Consider the following 20,893-nt stretch of genomic DNA (forward strand, 5'->3'; position numbering starts at 1 on the left):
ACGCCCTCGTAGAGCGAGGATATCGCCTCTAGACGGCGTGCAGGCTGCTCACCGGCAGCGGGGCCACCTTGGCGCGCCCGCCGAGGGCGGACAGCTCCAGCACCACCGCCGCCACGGGCACCTTGGCGCCGGCAGTGACCAGCAGGTCGCGGGCGGCGGCCACGGTGCCGCCGGTGGCCAGGACGTCATCGACGATGACGACCCGGCGCCCGGTCAGATCGATGCCGTGGGCCGGGATCTCCAGCGTCGCCGTGCCGTATTCCAGGTCGTAGGTCCGCCGGTGCACCGGTGGCGGCAGCTTGCCGCCCTTACGGACGGCCAGCACACCGATACCGAGCCGGTGGGCCACCGCGCCGCCGAGCAGGAAACCCCGGGCGTCGATACCGGCCACCAGGTCGGCACCCTCGGCGATCTCGGCCAGCGCGCCGGTGACCACGGCGAAGCCGTGGGTGTCGGCCAGCACCGGGGTGAGGTCCTTGAACTGGATGCCCGGCTCGGGAAAGTCGGACACCTCGCGGGTCAGCGAGGCGATGACGTCGGCGACCGACCCGGTGGAACTCATCGTTCGTACACCCATCGGTCCATGTTCCAGGCCGCGCCCCACTTGGTCGGATTGCCTTCCACGGCATACATCTTCTTCGAGGCGATCACCGTGCGCTGCTGACGGTACAGCGGCAGCGTCGGCATCTCGCCCCAGAGGATCGGCGAGCTGTCGCCGAGCAGCCGGGCCTGTTCCTTGGGATCGGTGGTGACCGCCAGCGCGGCGATGATCCCGTCGATCTGCGGGTTGGAGTAGCCGGGCAGGTTGTTGCCGTTGCCGGTGTGCAGCGCGTAGGCGTCCATCACCGAAGATCCGGTCGATCCGCTGCCGGTCGCGCCGCCGGTGCTGGCCAGCAGCGCGTCGATCTGGCCATCGCGCAGTGTCTGCGGGCCGGTGGAGTCCGACGTCGCATCGACCACCGTGATGCCTGCCGGCGCGCAGCCCTTGATGATCGACCCGACGGTGGCGGCCAGCCGCGGGTTGGGCGCCTGGTAGCCGATCCGGACCGTCAGCGGCTGGTTGTCGAGCGAGGCCCGGGCCGCGTCGGGGTTGGCCGCGCCGAACTGCCCGCCGGTGCCGACACCTTCGATGCCGCTGAACGCGTCGTCGCTCGCCGAGTTGAGGCGCACGTCGGAGATCGGCGTCTCGGCGTTCAGCGCGATCAGATCGCGCGGCGTGCACAGCGCCACCGCGCGCCGCGCGGGCGTCGCCGCCAGCGGACCCTGCGCGGCGAAGATCAGCTGCTCCACGCCGCCGGACGGGAGCTCGGAGCGCTGGTAGCCGTCCGGTGTGGTCAGGGTGCCCGCCGAGCCGGTGGCCACGTCGACCACCTGGAACGTGCCGTTGTTGAGGCGGTCCTGGACGTCGACGCCGCGCGGCCAGACCGTGATGCGCTTGGTGACGGGCTTGGCCCCCCACCAACGGTCGTTGGCGGTGAGCACCACCCCGCCCTGGGGCAGCACCGAGTCGATCTTGTACGGGCCCGACGACGGGAATTTCTTCAGATCGATCCCGGGCTTGAGGTCCCAGGTGGTGTTCCAGGCCTGTGCGATGCGGTCGACGGCCGGCGGATCACCGGATTGCAGGGCTTGGGTCACGTCGATGCCGAGTTCGTCGGCCAGCACGTGCGACGGCATCAGCGACGTCGCGGTGAACATCTGCATGTGGTCGGTGACGGCGCGGCCCGGCGCGTAGGTCACCCGGGCCTTCTTCTGCCCCGGCTGACAGTCGATGCCTGCGATGTCCACGTAGCCGCCGTAGGTGGCCGACGCGAACGCCGGATACCGCCCGGACTGCGCGGCCCAGGCCAGCACCATGTCGTCACAGGTCACCGGCTTGCCGTCGGAGTACACCGCGTTGTCGGCGATCTGGTAGTCGAGCACCAGCGGGTCCCGGCCGACCACTGCCACCGAGCCGAAGTCGTGGTCGGCCAGTGCCTGCCCGTCGGGTCCATGGAAGGTGAAGCCGGTGAGCACCCGCGCGAAGGCCTGCGGGCCCGCCGAGGCCGCCCCCACCACCGTGTTGGTGTTGTAGGTGACCAGTGTTCCGTCGACGGCGTAGTTGATCTGGTCGGCGGCGCTACCCGTGCAGCCCGTCAACGCCGCCGGTGCGAGGACGGTCAGGACAGCCGCCACTGCGACAGCGGCGGCGCGCCGGCGCCTTACAGCCATGTCGCGTTAACGCCCTCGAGTGCTGCGCTTGCCCGTTGGTCGGCCCGCGCGCGAACCGGACGGACGGACCGGGCGTGCGCCCGGAGCCGGCTTGTTGCCGGCCGCGACCGCAACCGCCTCGGTGGCAGCGGCCTCGGTGGTCTCGGTGGCACCCGAGCTCGCGGCGGCCGGCTTGCGCCGGTTGACCACCCGGCGGGTGTGGGTGCGTACCTTGTCGGTGCGCTCCCGCAGGGTTACGAGCAGCGGCGTGGCGAAGAAGATCGACGAGTAGGTGCCGACGATGATGCCGACCAGCTGGACCAGCGCCAGGTCCTTCAGGGTGCCGACGCCAAGCAGCCAAACCGCGACCACGATCAGCGCCAGCACCGGCAGGATCGAGATGAGGCTGGTGTTGATCGACCGCATGAAGGTCTGGTTGATGGCCAGGTTCGCCTGCTCGGCGAAGGTGCGCCGGGTGGTGTGCTCGAAGCCGTGGGTGTTCTCCTCGACCTTGTCGAACACGATGACCGTATCGTAGAGCGAGAAGCCCAGGATGGTCAGCAGACCGATGACGGTGGCGGGACTGACCTCGAAGCCCACCAGCGAGTAGACGCCCGCGGTCGCGGTCAGGTCGAAGCCCAGCGCGGCCAGCGCCGAGACCGCCATGTACTTCTCGTAGCGGATGGTGATGTAGATACCGACCAGCACGAGGAACACCGCCAGCGCGATGAGCGCCTTCCTGGTGATCTGGTCACCCCAGGTCTCCGAGACCGCCGAGTCGCTGATGGCCGTCGGGCTGGCCTTGCCGTCGGGCCCCTTGGGCTGGAACTTCTGGAACAGCGCGTCGCGCAGCTCCGCGGTCTGGTCGCTGTTGAGCGTCTCCGAGCGGATCTGCATGGTGGCGGCCGAGCCGTTGCCGACCACGACCACCGCCTCGGCGTCCTTGCCGATCGCCTGCCGGAAGGTCTCCTCGACCTGGCTGACGGTGGCATCGCCACGCGGGAACGACACCTTGGTGCCGCCCTGGAAGTCGATGCCGAAGGTGAAGCCCCTCAGCACGATGCTGGCCACCGCGATCGCGATGATCAGACCGCTGATGGCGAACCACAGCTTGCGGCGTCCGACCACCTCGAAGGCGCCGGTGCCCGTGTACAGGCGGGTGAAGAAGCTGTGGCGCGGCAGCTGCGATTCGACGGCCTCGACCGCGGTGGACTCCGGTTCGGTCGCCTCGGTCACGGTGTCGCCGTCCTCGGTGATGTCAGTGGTGTCGTTGGTGTCGGTGGTGTCAGTGGTGTCAGCCATGGCCTTACCCACGTCCCGTCGAGACCGTAGTAGTAGCGGCCCGGCGTTCCCGGGCGATCTGCTGCACTGCGCCCAGCCCGTTGAAGGCCGGCTTGGACAGCGTCGTCGACTTCGACGCCAGGTACACCAGCGGCCAGGTGACCAAGAACACCACGACGACGTCGAGAATGGTGGTCAGGCCGAGGGTGAACGCGAAGCCCTTCACCTGGCCGACGGCCAGGAAGTACAGCACGGCGGCGGCCAGGAAGCTCACGGCGTTGCCCGACAGAATCGTCTTGCGCGCCCGCGCCCAACCGCGCGGCACCGCCGAACGGAACGAGCGGCCCTCTCGGATCTCGTCCTTGATGCGTTCGAAGAACACCACGAACGAGTCGGCCGTGGTTCCGATACCGATGATCAGACCGGCGATACCGGCGAGGTCCAGCGTGTAGTTGATGTATCTGCCGAGCAGCACAAGGATGCCGAACACCATGGCGCCGGACGCCACCAGCGACAGCGCCGTCAGCAACCCGAGCACGCGGTAGTAGATCAGCGAGTACACCAGCACCAGGGCCAGGCCGATGGCACCGGCGATCAGGCCGGCCCGAAGCGATGTCAATCCCAGTGTCGCCGAGACTGTTTCGGCCTCCGACGACTCGAACGACAGCGGCAGCGAACCGTACTTGAGCACGTTGGCCAACTGCTTGGCGGTGTCGGCGGTGAACGGCGGGTTGCCGCCGCTGATCTGGGTGCGCCCGCCCGGAATGGCCTCCCGGATCTGCGGGGCGCTGACCACCTGGGAGTCCAGGGTGAACGCCGTCTGGGTGCCGATGTTGGCGGCGGTGAAGTCGGCCCACGTGGTGGCGGCCTTGTCCTTGAACTCCACATCGACGACGTAGGCGCCGCTCTGCTGGTCTAAGCCCGAGGACGCGTTCTTGATCTGGTCGCCGCTGATGATCGACTTGTCCAGTACGTAGATGTATTTGTGGTCCTGCGAGCAGGTCACCAGCGGCAGGTCGGGGTCGTCGTTACCGGCGAGCACGTCCTCCTGGTCGCACTTGCCTGCCATGTACTGCACGGCCAGCAGGAGCAGGTTCTGGTTGGTGCTCTGCCGCAGTTCCTTCTCGAACTTGATCCGCGCGGCGAGGTCCTTGCGCGGGTCCGGCGGACCGGGCGGCGGCGCCGGCTGGCCCGGTGCGGGGGCCGCGGCCGGCGGGGCCTGGTCACCCGGGCCCGGCGCCGTCGACGGGGCCGGCGCACCAGGGGTGGGCTCCCCCGGGCTGGGCGTGGGCTCCAGCGGATACGGCCGCGGCTGCGGCGCCGGCGCAGCCGGGTTCTCCACCGCCGGCGCAGCCGGGTTCTCCACCGCCGGTGCAGCCGGCGGTGGTTCGACCGGAGGTGCGCCGGGCGGCGGGCCGCCGGGGCCGCCGGGCTGACCCGCGGCTTGCTGGGTCTGCTGCTTGATCGCCTCGACCGGGATGGGCTGGCCGATCACCGGCCGGATGAACAGCCGCGCGGTCTGCCCGAGGTTGCGGGCCTCGTTGCCGTCGTTACCGGGAACGGTGATCACCAGGTTGTCGCCGTCGATCACCACCTCCGAGCCCGAGACGCCCAGACCGTTCACACGCGCGCCGATGATCTGCTGCGCCTGGTTGAGGGCATCGCGGGTGGGCTTGGAGCCGTCCGGGGTGCGCGCGGTCAGCGTGACACGGGTGCCACCCTGCAGGTCGATGCCCAGTTTGGGCTTGGCGTGCTTGTCGCCGGTGAGGAAAACGAGCAGGTAGACGCCGATGAGCAGGACCAGGAACAGCGCCAGGTAGCGGTACGGATGCACCGGCGCCGAAGACGATGCCACGTTGTTGTCTCTCCTAGGTGTGTGCCGCGATCCGCTCGGCAAGGTGCGTGCGAGATGCGTCGGTTCTCGCTAGAGGGTACGGGGCGAGACTGGCGATCAGTCTTTGGTCAGGCGGTCCGCGTCGCTTTCGGTGATCTCGGCCGCGGTCGACGCCGACGAAGCGGGCGCCGATTCGTCGATCTCGGGGGTCTCCGGCTCGACGCGGTCGCGGACGGCCAGCTTCATCCAGGTGGTCACTACACCCGGGGCGATCTCCAGGTCGACGGTGTCGTCGGTGATGCCGGTGATGGTGGCCTGCAGGCCGGAGGTGGTGTGCACGCGGTCGCCGACGCGCAGCGACTCGTGCAGGTCGATGGTGGCCTGCATGGCCTTGCGCTGCCGGCGCGAGGCGAACCACATGAACGCGCCCATGATGATGATCAGGGGCAGGAAGATGACTAGATCCATGACAGCACTTTCAGATCGGGTGCGGGGACAACGGCCGCGTGACCGGCCGGCCACGGGCTTCCTAAGTGACCAGTGTGCCATTGGCGGTGCAGGCCATCGGTCGCACCACCGTCGACCGGGTCGACGGGGCACCATTTCCCGGCTGACGACAACCGATTCCGTCGAAAATCAGTCTCTCAACGACGCAAGCCATTAAATCTCCCCCCGCTCACCACGTTTTCAGTTGCGTCGCGCGTTCTCCCCGATAGGCTCTGATCGACCGCTTCGTCCAGCGCCGCCTTCGCCTAGGAGGGCACTGAACAACGGGTGGGTCGGATCTTGGCCGGCGTGGCGGCGGTGGTCCGGGATTTCCCGAAATGCGTTGGTGGGAACTGGGGCCGACGTCACGGTGACTTGGTGGCTGGTGGTGAACTGGGTCGGTCCGGAGGCGCTGGCGGTCAGGTCAGGGCCCAGGCCCCGTCGCGGTGGGTGAGGCCGGCGTTGACCAGGGTGCGCAGGTTGATCGCGGCGGCCCGGTTGCGCAGCCAGGCGTGGTTCTTGGTGACACCGAGGTAGCGCAGCTTGACCCGGCGCCCACGCTGGGTGGCGACCCAGGCGATGATGCGTTCCACGCTGGACCGGGTCGGGTAGTCCCGTTCGAACTCAGGGGTGCGGGCCTGCGCGCGGGCCGCGCGCAGCAGGGCCTGGTGCTCGTGGATGCTCATCGACCGGCCGTCGGCGGCGGTGGTGCATTGGTCGCGCAGCGGGCAACCGGCACACAGCTTGCCGAAGGTGACGCTGCGTTTAGGGCTCATGACCCGGGTGTGCCCGCCCGGGCAGGTGACGGTGCGCGCCTGCCCGTCGATGGTGAAGTCGTCGAGGGTGAACCCGCCGGGCACGGCCGGGCACAGCGGCTTCGGTTTGATCACCGTGTCGTGCCCGCCGTCGCGGTACTTCGCGCGGGCCTCGCCGGTGCCGTACGCGGAGTCGCCGTACACCTCGAGCCCCGACCGGCGCCCGTTCTCGGCGGTCCCGGCGGCCACCCCATCGACAACCGCACCAACCCAGGAGGATGAGGAGGAGTCCTCGCCCGTGTGCCGGCTTCGGGCCGGATCCGGTTGCGTCGCACCGTCATCGGTGCCGCCCGGTGTGTCGGCGGCGGGCGGCGTGTCGGCGGTGGGCGGGGCCGCGTCCGGGCCCGCGTCGTCGGCGCCGGTGCCGTGGTAGCTGTCGCGGGCGATCATCTGCTCTCCGACCACGGCGTCGCTGCCCTCCTCGCCGGCGGCCCTGGTCAGCTCGGTGTCGGTGATCAACCCGGTCTCCGGTTCGGTCGCGACGTGCCCGCGGAATCCGTCCTTACGGTTTGACTTCGACTTGCGGGTGTGCCGGGCCTCGGTGTCCACCGTCGAGATCACCCGGTCGTGGGCGACTTTGCGGGCGATACGCCACCGCCCGTCGGTGCCGTCGGAGCCGTCGGCGGGTTCCACGTCCTGCCCGGCGACCAACGCCAACAAACCCAACGCGTCCGCCGCGGTCGCCTCCCGCTGCGGCGCGTCCGGTCCGGTCAGCTCGGCCAGCACCGCCAACGCGTCACACACCAGCACCGACACCAGCTCCTGTTTGGCAGCAGGGTCGTCCCAATCGATGTCCGGCTTGCCGGGTTTCGCGTAGTCCAGCTTCGCGACCCGCGCTATCACCGCGGCCGCGCCGGGCACCAGCCGCGCCGCCTTCCGCATCGCCGCCACCAGCTGGGTCACCGTGTCCTGGGTGGCGACCGCGTCGTCGAACACCGTCGAATCCACGCACCGCTTACGCCGCCCGGTCAGTACCCCGGTGTCGGCGATCACCCGCGCGACCGCGTCGAACACCCGGTCCGGGCGATCCGACCTTGCGATCCGCTTGCGCCAGTACACCAGCGTCGACGGATCGAACGAGGTCTGGCTCAACGACCGTCCACACGCCACCTTCCACCGGATGTCGAACCGCAACGCCTCCGCGGTCTGCGGATCGGATAGGTCGTAGAGCTCCTTGAGCACCAGCACCGACCCGACCAGATCCGCCGGCAGCGACGGCCGCCCCGTCGCCGAGGGGAACAGGTCGGCGATGAACTCATCCGGAAACAACTCCGCCCGGTGCTCAGCCAGAAACGCGAACACGCTCCCCTCCGGCACCAGCTCCCCGACCAGCGCCTGCGCGTCCAACAACTCCCGCTCCGACCGCGTAATCCCTTGCACCACAACATCATCACACGACACACCACCCACGGCCGTCAGACACGCCACCCACCGGAGGGGTTATTCAGTGCCCTCCTAGGGGAACTGTCGTGACCACCGTCGAGCAGAGCCGCAAACTCGTCACCGAGATCCCCGGACCAGGGTCCGTCGAACTGGCCAAGCGCCGCGTCGCGGCGGTATCGCACGCTGTGGGTGTCACGATGCCGGTCTTTGCGGGGCGGGCCGGCGGCGGCATCATCGAGGACGTCGACGGGAACCGGCTCATCGATCTGGGCTCCGGCATCGCGGTGACGACGATCGGCAACTCCTCACCCCGGGTCATCGACGCGGTGCGCGCGCAGGTTGCCGACTTCACCCACACGTGTTTCATGGTGACGCCCTACGAGCAGTACATCGCCGTCGCCGAGCACCTCAACCGGCTCACGCCTGGTTCGTACGAGAAGCGCTCGGCATTGTTCAATTCCGGCGCCGAGGCGGTGGAGAACGCGATCAAGATCGCCCGGGCCTACACCCGTAAGACCGCGGTGGTGGCCTTCGACCACGCCTACCACGGCCGGACCAACCTCACCATGGCGCTGACCGCCAAGTCGATGCCCTACAAGAGCGGCTTCGGTCCGTTCGCGCCGGAGGTCTACCGCGCCCCGATGTCCTACCCCTACCGCGACGGCCTGATCGACAAGGAGTGGGCCACCGACGGCGAACTGGCTGCCGAGCGGGCGCTGAGCGTCATCGACAAACAGATCGGCGCCGCCAACCTGGCCGCGGTCATCATCGAACCCATCCAGGGCGAGGGCGGGTTCATCGTTCCGGCGCCCGGCTTCCTGCCGACGCTGCGCGCGTGGTGCGCGGACAACGACGTGGTGTTCATCGCCGATGAGGTGCAGTCCGGATTCGCCCGCACCGGTGCGATGTTCGCCTGCGAGGACGAGGGCATCGAGCCGGACCTGATCGTCACCGCGAAGGGCATCGCCGACGGGCTGCCGCTGGCCGCAGTGACCGGCCGCGCCGAGATCATGGACGCCCCGCACGTGAGCGGGCTCGGCGGCACCTACGGCGGTAATCCGGTGGCGTGCGCGGCGGCGCTGGCCACCATCGAGACCATCGAGCTCGACGGGCTGCTCGACCGGGCCAAGCACATCGAGGCGCTGATGAAGGACAAGCTCGGCCGGATGCAGGCCGACGACGACCGCATCGGTGACGTCCGCGGCCGTGGTGCCATGATCGCCGTCGAGCTGGTGAAGTCAGGTAGCGCCGACCCCGATCCCGACCTGACCAAAACCCTTGCCGCCAAAGCTCATTCGCAGGGTGTGCTGGTACTCACCTGTGGCACATTCGGCAACATCCTGCGCTTCCTGCCGCCGCTGACCATCAGCGACGACCTGCTGCTGGAAGGCCTCGACGTGCTGGCCGGGCTCCTCGCCGAGATCAAGTAAGGAGATTCGCATGACAACTGTGAAGAACTTCATCGGCGGCGAACTCGTAGACTCCGTCAGCGGGGCCACCATGCCGATCGTCGACCCGTCCACCGGTGAGAAGTACGGCACCGCACCGATTTCCAACGAACAGGACATCGACAACGCCTACGCAGCCGCGGCCAAGGCGTTCGCCGACTGGAAGCGCACCACGCCGTCGCAGCGACAGAAGGCGCTGCTGGGGTTCGCCGACGACGTGGAGAAGGCCGCCGCCGACCTGGTGGCCGCCGAAGGACGCAACACCGGCAAGCCCAACCACGTCACGCTGGCCGAAGAGATCCCCCCGATGGTCGACCAGATCCGGTTCTTCGCCGGCGCGGCACGCATTCTCGAGGGCAAGTCCGCCGGCGAGTACATGGAGAACCACACCTCGTGGATCCGTCGCGAGCCTGTCGGCGTGGTCGGCCAGGTGGCGCCGTGGAACTACCCGATGATGATGGCAATCTGGAAGTTCTGTCCGGCCATCGCCGCGGGAAACACCGTGGTGCTCAAGCCCAGCGACACCACCCCGGTTTCCACCGTGATGCTGGCCGAGATCGCCGCCAGACACTTCCCGCCGGGCGTGCTCAACGTGGTGTGCGGCGACCGGGTCACCGGCGCTTCGGTGGTGGCCCATCCGACTCCGCAGATGGTGTCGATCACCGGTTCGGTGGCCGCCGGTCGTGCCGTCGCGGTCAGCGCGGGCGGCAACCTCAAGCGCACCCATCTCGAACTCGGCGGCAAGGCGCCGGTCATCGTCTTCGACGACGCCGACATCGCCGCCGCCGCAGAGGGTATCGCGGTCGCCGGTTACTTCAACGCCGGTCAGGACTGCACCGCGGCGACCCGGGTGCTGGCCCGCGCCGGCGTCGCCGAGGAACTGACCGCCGCGCTGGCCGAGCAGGCCAAGGGTGCGGCCACCACCTTCGGTCGCGCCGCCGACGACGAGGACGCCTGGGTGCCGCCGGTCAACAACCCCAACCAGCTCGAGCGCGTGCTCGGCTTCCTGGCCGACGTGCCGTCGCACGCGACCGTCGCCGCAGGCGGAAACCGCCAGGGCGACAAGGGTTTCTACATCGAACCCACCGTGATCGGCGGTCTGCTGCAGAACGATCGCCACATCCAGGAGGAGATCTTCGGCCCGGTGATCACCGTGCAGTCCTTCGCCGACGAGGACGAGGCCATCGCGTGGGCCAATGGCGTCGAATACGGCCTCGCCTCGTCGGTGTGGACCAAGGACGTCTCGCGGGCGTTGCGGGTGTCGGCCGCGCTGGACTTCGGCTGCGTGTGGATCAACACCCATATCCCACTGGTCGCCGAGATGCCACACGGTGGATACAAGTCCTCCGGTCATGGCAAGGACCTGTCGATGTACGGACTCGAGGACTACACCCGCATCAAGCACGTGATGGCCTACACGGGCGGCTGAGCCCCCTGGCGAGCAGACACAAAAGTCCCCAAACACTCGGCGTGTCGGGGACTTTTGTGTCTGCTCGCCAGGGACCGGTTTAGACGAGCGCGATCACCAGCAAGACGACGGCGATCAGCGGAAAGGCACCCTGGATGATGGCCGCACGGGCCTTGTCCGGTGACGAGGCCAGCAGCACCACCGCGGCGGCGAGCATCGAGCCGACGCCAGCGAACACCAACGCCGCGCCAACACCTTTGTGGCCCATGGCCACAGCGATGATGCCGACGGCCGACACAATCGCCAGGAACAGGTTGTAGAAGCCCTGGTTGAACGCCAGAACCTTGGTGGTCTGGGCTTCTTCAGCGCTGGTGCCGAACACCGCGCGGGTCCGCGGCATGGTCCAGGTGAGTGACTCCATGACGAAGATATAGGCGTGCAGCAGCGCGGCGAGGCCGGCGAAAACCAGTGCGGCGATGGTCATGTGGCGCTCCGTTCGTCACGGTTCACTCGAAGAGCCCGGCCTGGCCGAGCCCGCTGGCGCGCGGCGGCGGCACCTTCCCGAGGTGCGTCCAGGCTAGTGGTGTGGCGACCCGGCCGCGCGGGGTTCGCGCGATCATGCCGGCGCGCACCAGGAACGGCTCACACACCTCCTCGACGGTGGCGGCCTCCTCCCCGACCGCGACTGCCAGGGTGGACACACCCACCGGTCCGCCGCCGAAACTCTTGGTGAGCGCCGTGAGCACCGCGCGGTCCAGCCGGTCCAGGCCGAGCTCGTCGACGTCGTAGACCGCCAGCGCGGCCTTGGCGATGTCGCGGGTGATCACGCCGTCGGCGCGCACCTCCGCGTAGTCACGAACCCGGCGCAGCAGCCGGTTGGCGATGCGCGGCGTTCCCCGCGAGCGACGGGCGATCTCGGCGCCGGCCTCAGTGTCCAGCTCGATGCCGAGGATGCCCGCCGAGCGGGTCAGCACCCGCTCCAGCTCGGCAGGCTCGTAGAAGTCCATGTGCGCGGTGAAGCCGAACCGGTCGCGCAGCGGACCGGTCAGCGCTCCCGACCGGGTGGTGGCGCCGACGAGCGTGAACGGTGCGACCTCCAACGGAATCGACGTCGCCCCTGGGCCTTTGCCCACCACCACGTCGACCCGGAAGTCCTCCATCGCCAGGTACAGCATCTCCTCGGCGGGCCGGGCGATCCGGTGGATCTCGTCGATGAACAACACGTCGTGCTCGACGAGGTTGGACAGCATCGCCGCGAGGTCACCGGCGCGCTCCAGAGCCGGGCCCGAGGTGACCCGCAGCGACGACCCCAGTTCGGCGGCGATGATCATGGCCAGCGACGTCTTGCCCAGCCCGGGCGGACCGGAGAGCAGGATGTGATCCGGTGTGCCGCCGCGGTTCCTGGCGCCCTCGATGACCAGCTGCAGCTGTTCGCGCACCCGCGGCTGGCCGATGAACTCCCTCAGCGTGCGGGGCCGCAGGCCGGCGTCGATATCGCCTTCGCCGACGCTGAGCATCGGCGAGACGTCCCGCTCGGAGACGTCGTCGACGTCGTCGTCCTCGAACCGGCTCATTTGGTCTTGCCCAACAGCGACAGCGCCGCCCGCAGCGCGCTCGACGTGGTGGCGTCCGGATCGCCGCCCAGCACCTTGTCAGTGGCCTCCTCGGCTTGTTTGACCGCAAAACCAAGTCCGACAAGGGCTTCCACGACGGGCCCGCGGACGGCGCGCCCGGAGGCCGCCGGCGCCCCGGCCGCACTGGTCACCGCGCCGATCTTGTCGCGCAGCTCGAGCACCATGCGCTCGGCGCCGCGCTTGCCGATCCCGGGCACTCGGGTCAGCGCGGTGACGTCACCGTCGGCCAGCGCCTGACGCAGCGCGGTCGCGTCGTAGACCGCAAGGGTGGCCAACGCGATCTTCGGCCCCACCCCCGACACCCCGAGCAGCGTCGAGAACAGGTCGCGGGCGTCGGCGTCGGCGAAGCCGTACAGGGTCTGCGAGTCCTCACGCACGATCATGGCGGTGACGAGGCGCGCTTCGGTCCCGCGGCGCAGCGTGGCCAGCGTGGCGGGGGTGGCCATCACCTTGTAGCCGACGCCGGCCGCCTCGATCACGACGTGGTCGAGTGCGATGTCGAGCACTTCACCGTGCACCGAGGCGATCATCTCGCCGCCTTCAGCCGGGCCTGATACGCACGTTTCTGTTCGGCGGCCATCGCCTCAGCCTGGGCCATCCGCGCGATCATCGGCGCGCGCCAGCAGTGGCAGATGGCCAGGGCGAGCGCGTCAGCGGCGTCGGCCGGGGTGGGTTTCTGCTGCAGTTGCAGGATTCTGGTGACCATCGCGGTGACCTGTGCCTTGTCTGCTCGGCCGTTCCCGGTGACGGCGGCCTTGACCTCGCTGGGGGTGTGGTAGTGGACGTCGATGTCGCGCCGGGCGGCGGCCAGCGCGATCACCCCGCCGGCCTGCGCGGTGCCCATGGCGGTGTTCGCGTTCTGGTTGGAGAACACCCGCTCGATTGCGATGACATCGGGATGGTGGGTGTCCATCCAGTGCTCGACGGCGTCGCTGATGGTCAGCAGCCGGCGCTGCAGCAGCTCGTCAGCGGGAGTGCGCACGACGTCGACGTCGAGGGCAATCACATGGCGGCCGCGGCCGCTCTCGATCACCGAGAGACCGCAGCGCGTCAACCCTGGGTCGACTCCCATCACCCGCACAGCTCGCCTCTCACCGGTCGTAGAACAGCTGTTCGATACCTTAGCGGCTGTCGGCGACAGCGCGGTGCAGCGACATACCTCGCAGATTTTGCTTAGCCTGCCTCGCTTTGGCTTGCCGCGTCAGGTGCCGAGTTCCTGCTCTGCGTCGGCAGCAATCCCGTGGTGTCGCACGGCCAAGCCCCGGCGGTCATACCGGACGGTCGCCGCATCACCACGCCGCGGGATCCCCGGTCGAGTACGACACCTCTGCAACGGTCCTGCGCGCCGCGCCCGGTTCGCGCCGGGATTTGCCGGTGGCGGGTGGGTACGCGGCGGGCCATAATTAGCACTCAAGGAATCAGCGTGCTAACGCGTGTGGATGTGGGGAAAGGAGGGAAATCCAGTGCGCAGCATCGATTTCGAGCAGGGTGTGGCGACGGATTCTCGGCCCGATGGCCTTACCCGGCGGTTGCGCATTGTGCAGGTCGCGCCGCCGTATTTCGACGTTCCGCCCAAAGGTTATGGGGGCGTGGAGGCGGTGCTGGCTGATCTTGCTGATGCGCTGGTCGCTCGTGGGCACGATGTGACCGTGTTGGGGGCTGGTGAGTCGGGCACCGTGGCGCGGTTTGTGCCGTTGTGGGATCGTCCGATTCCCGATCGGCTTGGCGAGCCGTACCCGGAGGTCATGCATGCCCTCAAGGTGCGCAACGCGATTACCGGTATGGCGGCGACTCAGGGGATCGATATCGTCCACGATCACACCTTCGCCGGTGTGCTCAACGTTCCCGTCTACCGGGGGCTGGGGCTGTCGACGGTGGTGACGGTGCATGGTCCGATTGATGAGGACCTGTACCCGTATTATCGCGGGCTGGGCGCGGATGTGGCGTTGGTGGCTATCAGTGATCGACAACGCGAATTGGCCCCGGACCTGAATTGGGTTGGGCGTGTGCATAATGCGCTGGCCGTCGAGCAGTGGCCGTTTCACGCCGACAAGGGCGACTACGCGTTGTTCTTGGGCCGCTTCGCTCCCTACAAAGGTGCGCATCTGGCACTGCGCGCCGCGCATGAGGCGGGCGTGCCGCTGGTGTTGGCGGGCAAGTGCAACGAGGCGCCGGAGAAGGCCTACTTCGATGAGTGGGTGCGTCCGCTGCTGACCGACAGTGATTACGTGTTCGGCGAGGCCGACGCGGTCAGCAAGCGCAAGCTGCTGGCCGGTGCGCGGTGTTTGCTGTTTCCGATCCAGTGGGAGGAACCGTTTGGGGTCGTGATGATCGAGGCGATGGCTTGCGGCACACCGGTGGTGGCGTTGCGTGGCGGCGCGGTGCCTGAGGTGGTTGTCGATGGGGTCACCGGGGTGATCTGTGAGCAGCCGGACGAGCTGCCGGCTGCGATCGAGCGGGCAGCCAGCCTTGACCCGCACGCCTGCCGCCGCCACGTGGCCGCGAATTTCGGTGTGGGCCAGTTGGGTTCGGGATACGAACTGATCTATCACCGGCTGCTGAACAAGGGCGAGACTACCCGCGCGGCGAGCAGCCCCATACCCCGGCGGTTTGAGTCACCGGGTGCGAAAGTCACTGCATGACCGTATCGCCGATGGCGTTCAACACCAGCGCGCCGGCTCGGATCGGGGCCGGCGCTGACACCGTCACGCTGGTGGAAGGCGCGACGTTCTGCCTGTCTGATTGTCGAGGCGACGTGGTGGCAGGCCGCGCGCACGGGTTGTTCTTCCGTGACGCACGGGTGGTGTCGCGATGGGAGCTCAGAGTCGACGGCCAGTCGCCCGAGCCGTTGTCGGTGCAGCTGTCGGCGGCGTTCGGCGCGCAGTTCGTTGTGCGCCGCGCGCCGCGCGCCGGGCATGTCGACAGCACCCTTCTGCTGGTTCGGGAGCGGTTGGTGGGTGATGGGTTGCGGGAGACTATCTCGGTGGAAAATCTCGACCGCGAACCCACCGTGGTGGTCCTGGAGTTACACGTCGAGGCCGACTTCGCTGACCTGTTCTCGGTCAAGGAAGGGCGGGCGGCGCGCGGCGGCGCCGAGGTGGCCGCCGTCGACGGCGAACTGATGCTGCTCGAGTGGGGTGATCGTATCCGGGGCTTGCGGGTGACGGCCTCGGGCGACCCGGTCGTGGCGGCGGGGCGGCTGACCTGGCGGATAGTGGTACCGGCGGGCCAGCGCTGGCACACCGAGATCCTCGCCGAGCCGACGTGGGCCAACAAGACCGTCCGGACCCGGTTCCGCCGCGGCGAGAACGTGGAGTCCAGCGCCCCGGCGCGCAAATTGGAAGCCTGGCGGGATACGGCGACCACCGTTGAGGCCGGTCATCGCGTGCTCACCGAGGTGCTGCGGCAAACCGAAAGCGACCTGGGCGCGCTGCTGATGCACGACGAGACGGGTCAGGGCCGGTCGTTCGTGGCCGCTGGGGCGCCGTGGTTTATGACGTTGTTCGGCCGTGACAGCCTGCTGACCGCGTGGATGGCGTTGCCGCTGGATGTCGGATTGTCGATCGGCACGCTGCAGCAGCTGGCCGCGGTGCAGGGCCGACGTGTCGATCCGATCACCGAGGAAGAGCCGGGCCGGATCATGCATGAGATTCGCCGCGGCCCGGCCAGCACCGACGCGGTCGGCGGCGCCATCTACTACGGGTCGGTCGACGCCACCGTGCTGTTTGTGATGCTGCTGGCCGAATCGTGGCGGTGGGGTGCCGACCCATCGGCGGTGAGCGCCTTGCTGCCGGCCGCCGACGCGGCACTGTCTTGGGCCCAGCGTTATGGCGATCGTGACGGCGACGGGTTCATCGAATACCAGCGCGCCACCGACCGTGGCCTGATCAACCAGGGCTGGAAGGACAGCTTCGACGGCATCAACGACGCCGCCGGCCGTACCGGCGAGCCGCCGATCGCGCTCTGCGAGGTGCAGGGCTATCACTACGCGGCCCTGCTCGCACGCGCTGAGCTCGCCGAGGAATTCGACGACACCACCCGCGCGGTGCAGCTGCGCGACCAAGCACAGGCGTTGCGAGACCAGTTCCTCGAGACGTTCTGGCTGCCCCAGCACGGCTGGTACGCCGTGGCCTTGGATGGGCACAAGAATCCCATCGACGCGCTGACCAGCAACGCCGCGCACTGCCTGTGGACAGGCATCGCGACTGACGAGCACGCCGCAACGCTGGTGGAACGCCTGGCAACCGATCAGATGGACTCCGGGTTCGGCCTGCGCACCTTGGCCACCACGATGGGCGCCTACAACCCGATGAGTTACCACAACGGCGCCGTGTGGCCGCACGACACCGCGATCGCGGTCGCTGGCCTGCTGCGCTACCAGCACGTGCCCGGAGCCCAAGTCCTTGCCCAACGGTTGGCTAGCGGCCTGCTGGATGCCGCCGACGCGTTCGGCACCCGGCTGCCCGAGCTGTACTGCGGGTTTCCCCGGTCACAATTCCGCGCACCGGTCCCATACCCCACGTCGTGCTCACCGCAAGCCTGGTCCTGCGCCGCGCCGGTCCTGCTGCTGAGATCGTTCCTGGGACTGGATCCGCACGCACCGCACCGCCAGGTAGCGGTATCGCCGCATCTGCCCGACGCCTGGGGGCGCGTCACGCTGAGCGACCTACGACTCGGTAACGCCAGCGTCGACTTGGAAGCCGAGGGCGACACCGTCAAAATCCATCGCATGCCCGATGATTGGCAGCTGCTCAGCTCGGCAGGATGAAACCCACCTCGACTCGCAGCTGACCGTCCTCGGCGACCGCATCGACGTCGATCCGCCGACCGGGATGACCCGCTATTCGGGACTGCCGGTGACCATCGCGCCGGGTCAGTAGACCGTCGCGCCGGATTCGGCTTCTGGGCTGCCCTGCCGGCGTGCCTCGTCGAGGATCCCGGCCATCCGCTGCCGAGACTCGTACCAGCCCTTCACCTTTTCCCGGCGAATCTCCTTGCCCTGGCGCCGTACGACCAGCGTCCACGGCGCGCCGAGGAAGTGGGCCAGCACCCAGAACGGCCAGATCACCACCAGTGGCAGTGTGAGCAGCATTCCGATCGCGAACAGGCCGCCCCACTCCGGCAGATCCAGCAGCAAGGTGCCGAACGGCCACCACACCCGGCGCACGGTCCACCGGACGTTGGTGGCGTCGCGGACCGACGCCACGTCAGTCCTCGTCGAGTTGCCCCGCGACGTCGTCGGGGATGTCGATGTTGGTGAAGACATCCTGGACGTCGTCACTGTCCTCCAGTGCGTCGACCAGCTTGAGCACCTTGCGGGCCCCCTCGAGGTCGACCGGCACAGTCACCGACGGCTGGAAGCTGGCCTCGGCGGAGTCGTAGTCCATGCCGGCATCCTGCAGGGCGGTGCGCACCGCCACCAGGTCACCGGGCTCGGAGACGATCTCGAAGCTGTCGCCGAGGTCGTTGACCTCCTCGGCACCGGCCTCCAGGACGGCCAGCAGCACGTCGTCCTCGGTGAGGCCGTTCTTCTCCAGCGTGACCACACCCTTGCGGGAGAACAGGTAGGCCACCGAGCCGGGGTCGGCCATGTTGCCGCCGTTGCGGGTCATCGCGACACGGACCTCGCCGGCGGCGCGGTTGCGGTTGTCGGTCAGGCACTCCACCAGCACCGCCACCCCATTGGGGCCGTAGCCCTCGTAGGTGATGTTCTGCCAGTCGGCGCCGCCGGCTTCCTCACCGGCGCCGCGCTTGCGGGCGCGCTCGATGTTGTCGTTGGGCACCGAGGACTTCTTTGCCTTCTGGATGGCGTCGTAGAGAGTCGGGTTGCCGCCGGGGTCGCCGCCGCCGACGCGGGCCGCGACCTCGATGTTCTTGATCAACTTGGCGAACATCTTGCCGCGCTTCGCGTCGACGACGGCCTTCTTGTGCTTGGTGGTGGCCCATTTGGAATGGCCGCTCATCGTGGTACTTCCTCTTCCTTGCCGAATACCGCGCCGAAGCGTCGTGACCCGACGAGTCTACGTGCTGGGGAACTGGGGTCAGGCCGAGCCGGTGACGATGTCGACGAAAAGCGCGTGCACGCGACGGTCGCCGGTCATCTCGGGGTGGAACGCAGTGGCCAGCACGGCGCCGTGGCGCACCGCGACGATATGGTCGCCGGCGCGGGCCAGTACCTGCACGTCCGGCCCCACCCGCTCGACCCACGGTGCACGGATGAAGACCGCGTGTGCGGGCCCGTCGAGCCCTTCGAACTCGATATCGCCCTCGAACGAGTCGACCTGGCGGCCGAAAGCGTTGCGCCGCACGGTCATATCGATGGCGCGCAGCGACACGGCCTCGCGGCCGGGAGCGCCCGCGTCGAGAATCTCGCTGGCCAGCAGGATCATGCCGGCACACGAACCGTAGGCGGGCATACCGCCGGCCAGGCGTTCACGCAGGGGTTCGAGCAGGTCGAACTCGCGCAGCAGGTGGCTCATGGTCGTCGACTCCCCGCCGGGGATCACCAGCGCATCGACGGCCTCGAGCTCACTGCGCCGGCGCACCGTCGGCGCCTCGGCACCGGCCTCGCGCAAAGCGGCCAGGTGCTCGCGGGTGTCGCCCTGCAGGGCCAGCACACCGACCCGGACACTCATGGCGTCGCGGGACAGCCGCGCCGGTAGCGGGTCAGTCCCTCCTGCATGACGGTCGCCACCATCTCGCCGCATCGGTTGAAGATCCGGCCGTGGGTCAGCGCGCGGCCGCCGCACGCCGACGGCGAGGACTGGTCGTAGAGCAGCCATTCGTCGGCGCGCAACGGCCGCATGAACCACATCGCGTGATCCAGCGAGGCGACATCGAGGTGTTGGCGCACCTCGGCGTGATTCACCTGCGCTGAGCCGAGCAGGGTCAGATCACTCATGTACGCCAGCGCACAGATGTGCAGCACGTGGTCGTCGGGCAGCGGGTCCTTGTGCTTGAACCACACCTGCTGCTGGGAGGCCTTACCCGGAGTGATCGTCACCTGATCACGCGGGACGATGCGGACATCCCACTCTTCGAACTGAGCGAACCCGGCGTCGTCGAACACCCCTCCCTTGGAGATGAAACCCGGCAGGTTGTCGGGCGGGGGCGCATCGGGCATCTCGTCCTGGTGCTCGATACCGCTCTGGTCGGTCTGAAACGATGCCGACATCGAGAAGATCGTCTCACCGTGTTGGATCGCGTCGACCCGGCGGGTGACGAACGACCCACCGTCGCGCAGTCGCTCGACGAGGTAGACGGTGGGCTTGGTGGCGTCGCCGGGGCGCAGGAAGTAGCCGTGCAGGGAGTGCACTTGGAACTTGGGCTCCACGGTGCGCACCGCCGACACCAGCGATTGGCCTGCGACGTGACCGCCGAAAGTACGCTGCAGGAAACCGGATTCGGGGCTGAAGACTCCACCGCGGTAGATGTTGACCTCGAGCTGCTCGAGGTCAAGTATCTCTTCGATCGCCACCAGGTATGCCTACCAGCCGCGTTCAGCGAGTCGGTGCGGCTGCGCGATCTCCTCCACGTTGATTCCGACCATGGGTTCACCCAGCCCCCGCGACACCTTCGCCAGTGCATCGGGATCGTCGTAGAAGGTGGTGGCCTTGACGATGGCGGCCGCGCGCTGCGCGGGGCTGCCGGACTTGAAGATCCCGGAGCCGACGAACACACCCTCGGCGCCGAGCTGCATCATCATCGCGGCGTCGGCCGGGGTCGCGATGCCGCCGGCGGTGAACAGTGTGACCGGCAGCTTGCCGGCCCGGGCCACCTCGACCACCAGGTCGTAAGGCGCCTGCAGTTCCTTGGCCGCGACGTAGAGCTCGTCCTCCGACAGCGAGGACAACCGCCGGATCTCGCCGGCGATGGTGCGCATGTGGGTGGTGGCGTTGGACACGTCGCCGGTGCCGGCCTCACCCTTGGAGCGGATCATGGCCGCGCCTTCGGTGATCCGGCGCAGGGCCTCGCCGAGGTTGGTGGCGCCGCACACGAACGGCACGGTGAACTTCCACTTGTCGATGTGGTGGGTGTAGTCGGCGGGGGTGAGCACCTCGGACTCGTCGACGTAGTCGACGCCCAGGCTCTGCAGGATCTGCGCCTCCACGAAGTGGCCGATGCGGGCCTTTGCCATCACCGGGATGGTGACCGCCTCGATGATGCCCTCGATCAGGTCGGGATCGCTCATCCGCGCCACGCCGCCCTGGGCGCGAATGTCGGCGGGGACGCGCTCGAGGGCCATGACGGCGACGGCGCCGGCACCTTCAGCGATGCGCGCCTGTTCGGGGGTGACGACGTCCATGATCACGCCGCCCTTGAGCATCTCGGCCATGCCGCGCTTGACCCGGACCGTACCGGTCTGCGCGGGGCTGGCCGAGCCGTTACGTTCAGCTGCGGTTTCCACTGTCGGT

At 68.5% G+C, this 20,893-nt stretch carries 19 protein-coding genes and 2 pseudogenes; 4 read left to right on the plus strand and 17 right to left on the minus strand.

Translation table 11 applies throughout. The features are described from left to right. Window positions 1-28: 28 nt before the first annotated feature. From K9U37_RS15350 to K9U37_RS20585, 8 genes and pseudogenes are all read right to left on the minus strand, one after another. Entirely contained in the window at window positions 29-562 is a 534-nt protein-coding gene (locus tag K9U37_RS15350; protein WP_243072417.1) for an adenine phosphoribosyltransferase, read from the minus strand. Beyond that, window positions 559-2,211, minus strand: a complete 1,653-nt coding sequence (locus K9U37_RS15355; protein ID WP_243072418.1) for an ABC transporter substrate-binding protein — start codon at window positions 2,209-2,211, stop codon at window positions 559-561. The genes K9U37_RS15350 and K9U37_RS15355 overlap by 4 nt, the downstream gene beginning before the upstream one ends. A 6-nt stretch (window positions 2,212-2,217) precedes the next feature. Next, complete coding sequence (gene secF, locus K9U37_RS15360) at window positions 2,218-3,492, minus strand: protein translocase subunit SecF (RefSeq protein ID WP_243072419.1); 1,275 nt, start codon at window positions 3,490-3,492, stop codon at window positions 2,218-2,220. Window positions 3,493-3,496: 4 nt separating this feature from the next. After that, window positions 3,497-5,326 (minus strand): protein translocase subunit SecD, encoded by a 1,830-nt coding sequence (gene secD, locus K9U37_RS15365; RefSeq protein ID WP_243072420.1) that lies wholly within the window; start codon window positions 5,324-5,326, stop codon window positions 3,497-3,499. Between the two features lie 96 nt (window positions 5,327-5,422). Further along, a complete protein-coding gene (gene yajC / locus K9U37_RS15370; protein WP_243072421.1) occupies window positions 5,423-5,773 on the minus strand; it encodes a preprotein translocase subunit YajC in 351 nt (116 codons plus the stop codon). Window positions 5,774-6,210: 437 nt separating this feature from the next. Continuing rightward, window positions 6,211-6,567, minus strand: a complete 357-nt coding sequence (locus K9U37_RS20695; protein WP_243071381.1) for a transposase — start codon at window positions 6,565-6,567, stop codon at window positions 6,211-6,213. Between the two features lie 3 nt (window positions 6,568-6,570). Beyond that, window positions 6,571-6,750: pseudogene (locus tag K9U37_RS20700) on the minus strand (IS5/IS1182 family transposase); the annotation flags it as partial. A gap of 909 nt (window positions 6,751-7,659) precedes the next feature. Continuing rightward, window positions 7,660-8,034: pseudogene (locus K9U37_RS20585) on the minus strand (transposase); the annotation flags it as partial. Between the two features lie 41 nt (window positions 8,035-8,075). Here K9U37_RS20585 and gabT point away from each other — a divergent pair. Further along, window positions 8,076-9,419 (plus strand): 4-aminobutyrate--2-oxoglutarate transaminase, encoded by a 1,344-nt coding sequence (gene gabT, locus K9U37_RS15380; RefSeq protein WP_243072423.1) that lies wholly within the window; start codon window positions 8,076-8,078, stop codon window positions 9,417-9,419. 10 nt (window positions 9,420-9,429) lie between these two features. Beyond that, window positions 9,430-10,866 (plus strand): aminobutyraldehyde dehydrogenase, encoded by a 1,437-nt coding sequence (locus K9U37_RS15385; protein ID WP_243072424.1) that lies wholly within the window; start codon window positions 9,430-9,432, stop codon window positions 10,864-10,866. A 79-nt stretch (window positions 10,867-10,945) separates the two neighbouring features. Here the strand turns inward: K9U37_RS15385 and K9U37_RS15390 are convergent, their stop codons facing one another. From K9U37_RS15390 to ruvC, 4 genes are read right to left on the minus strand one after another with little or no spacing between them, the layout of a single operon-like run. Further along, window positions 10,946-11,329 carry a DUF1304 domain-containing protein gene (locus tag K9U37_RS15390; RefSeq protein WP_243072425.1) on the minus strand — a complete coding sequence of 128 codons (384 nt, stop codon included), beginning with the start codon at window positions 11,327-11,329 and terminating at the stop codon, window positions 10,946-10,948. 22 nt (window positions 11,330-11,351) lie between these two features. After that, window positions 11,352-12,419 carry a Holliday junction branch migration DNA helicase RuvB gene (gene ruvB, locus K9U37_RS15395; protein ID WP_243072426.1) on the minus strand — a complete coding sequence of 356 codons (1,068 nt, stop codon included), beginning with the start codon at window positions 12,417-12,419 and terminating at the stop codon, window positions 11,352-11,354. Next, entirely contained in the window at window positions 12,416-13,009 is a 594-nt protein-coding gene (ruvA, locus tag K9U37_RS15400) for a Holliday junction branch migration protein RuvA (protein WP_243072427.1), read from the minus strand. The genes ruvB and ruvA overlap by 4 nt, the downstream gene beginning before the upstream one ends. Then, a complete protein-coding gene (ruvC, locus tag K9U37_RS15405; protein WP_243072428.1) occupies window positions 13,006-13,560 on the minus strand; it encodes a crossover junction endodeoxyribonuclease RuvC in 555 nt (184 codons plus the stop codon). The genes ruvA and ruvC overlap by 4 nt, the downstream gene beginning before the upstream one ends. A 382-nt stretch (window positions 13,561-13,942) precedes the next feature. Here ruvC and K9U37_RS15410 point away from each other — a divergent pair, with 382 nt between their 5' ends. Further along, window positions 13,943-15,121, plus strand: a complete 1,179-nt coding sequence (locus K9U37_RS15410) for a glycosyltransferase family 4 protein (protein ID WP_372489525.1) — start codon at window positions 13,943-13,945, stop codon at window positions 15,119-15,121. Beyond that, on the plus strand, window positions 15,118-17,247 hold the full coding sequence (locus K9U37_RS15415; RefSeq protein WP_243072429.1) for an amylo-alpha-1,6-glucosidase: 2,130 nt from the start codon (window positions 15,118-15,120) through the stop codon (window positions 17,245-17,247). The genes K9U37_RS15410 and K9U37_RS15415 overlap by 4 nt, the downstream gene beginning before the upstream one ends. A gap of 105 nt (window positions 17,248-17,352) precedes the next feature. Here K9U37_RS15415 and K9U37_RS15420 read toward each other — a convergent pair whose 3' ends face one another. The 5 genes from K9U37_RS15420 to pdxS form a co-directional block, all read right to left on the minus strand. Then, on the minus strand, window positions 17,353-17,685 hold the full coding sequence (locus K9U37_RS15420) for a hypothetical protein (protein ID WP_243072430.1): 333 nt from the start codon (window positions 17,683-17,685) through the stop codon (window positions 17,353-17,355). 1 nt (window position 17,686) lies between these two features. Beyond that, on the minus strand, window positions 17,687-18,442 hold the full coding sequence (locus tag K9U37_RS15425) for a YebC/PmpR family DNA-binding transcriptional regulator (RefSeq protein ID WP_243072431.1): 756 nt from the start codon (window positions 18,440-18,442) through the stop codon (window positions 17,687-17,689). A gap of 78 nt (window positions 18,443-18,520) precedes the next feature. Further along, window positions 18,521-19,114, minus strand: coding sequence for a pyridoxal 5'-phosphate synthase glutaminase subunit PdxT (pdxT, locus tag K9U37_RS15430; RefSeq protein ID WP_243072432.1), 594 nt, complete (start codon window positions 19,112-19,114; stop codon window positions 18,521-18,523). Continuing rightward, complete coding sequence (tesB, locus tag K9U37_RS15435) at window positions 19,111-19,956, minus strand: acyl-CoA thioesterase II (protein WP_243072433.1); 846 nt, start codon at window positions 19,954-19,956, stop codon at window positions 19,111-19,113. Before tesB ends, pdxT begins: the two co-directional genes overlap by 4 nt. A gap of 9 nt (window positions 19,957-19,965) precedes the next feature. Then, window positions 19,966-20,886, minus strand: coding sequence for a pyridoxal 5'-phosphate synthase lyase subunit PdxS (pdxS, locus tag K9U37_RS15440; RefSeq protein WP_243072434.1), 921 nt, complete (start codon window positions 20,884-20,886; stop codon window positions 19,966-19,968). Between the last annotated feature and the right edge of the window lie 7 nt (window positions 20,887-20,893).

This window comes from Candidatus Mycolicibacterium alkanivorans (genome assembly GCF_022760805.1).
Taxonomy (GTDB): domain Bacteria; phylum Actinomycetota; class Actinomycetes; order Mycobacteriales; family Mycobacteriaceae; genus Mycobacterium; species Mycobacterium alkanivorans.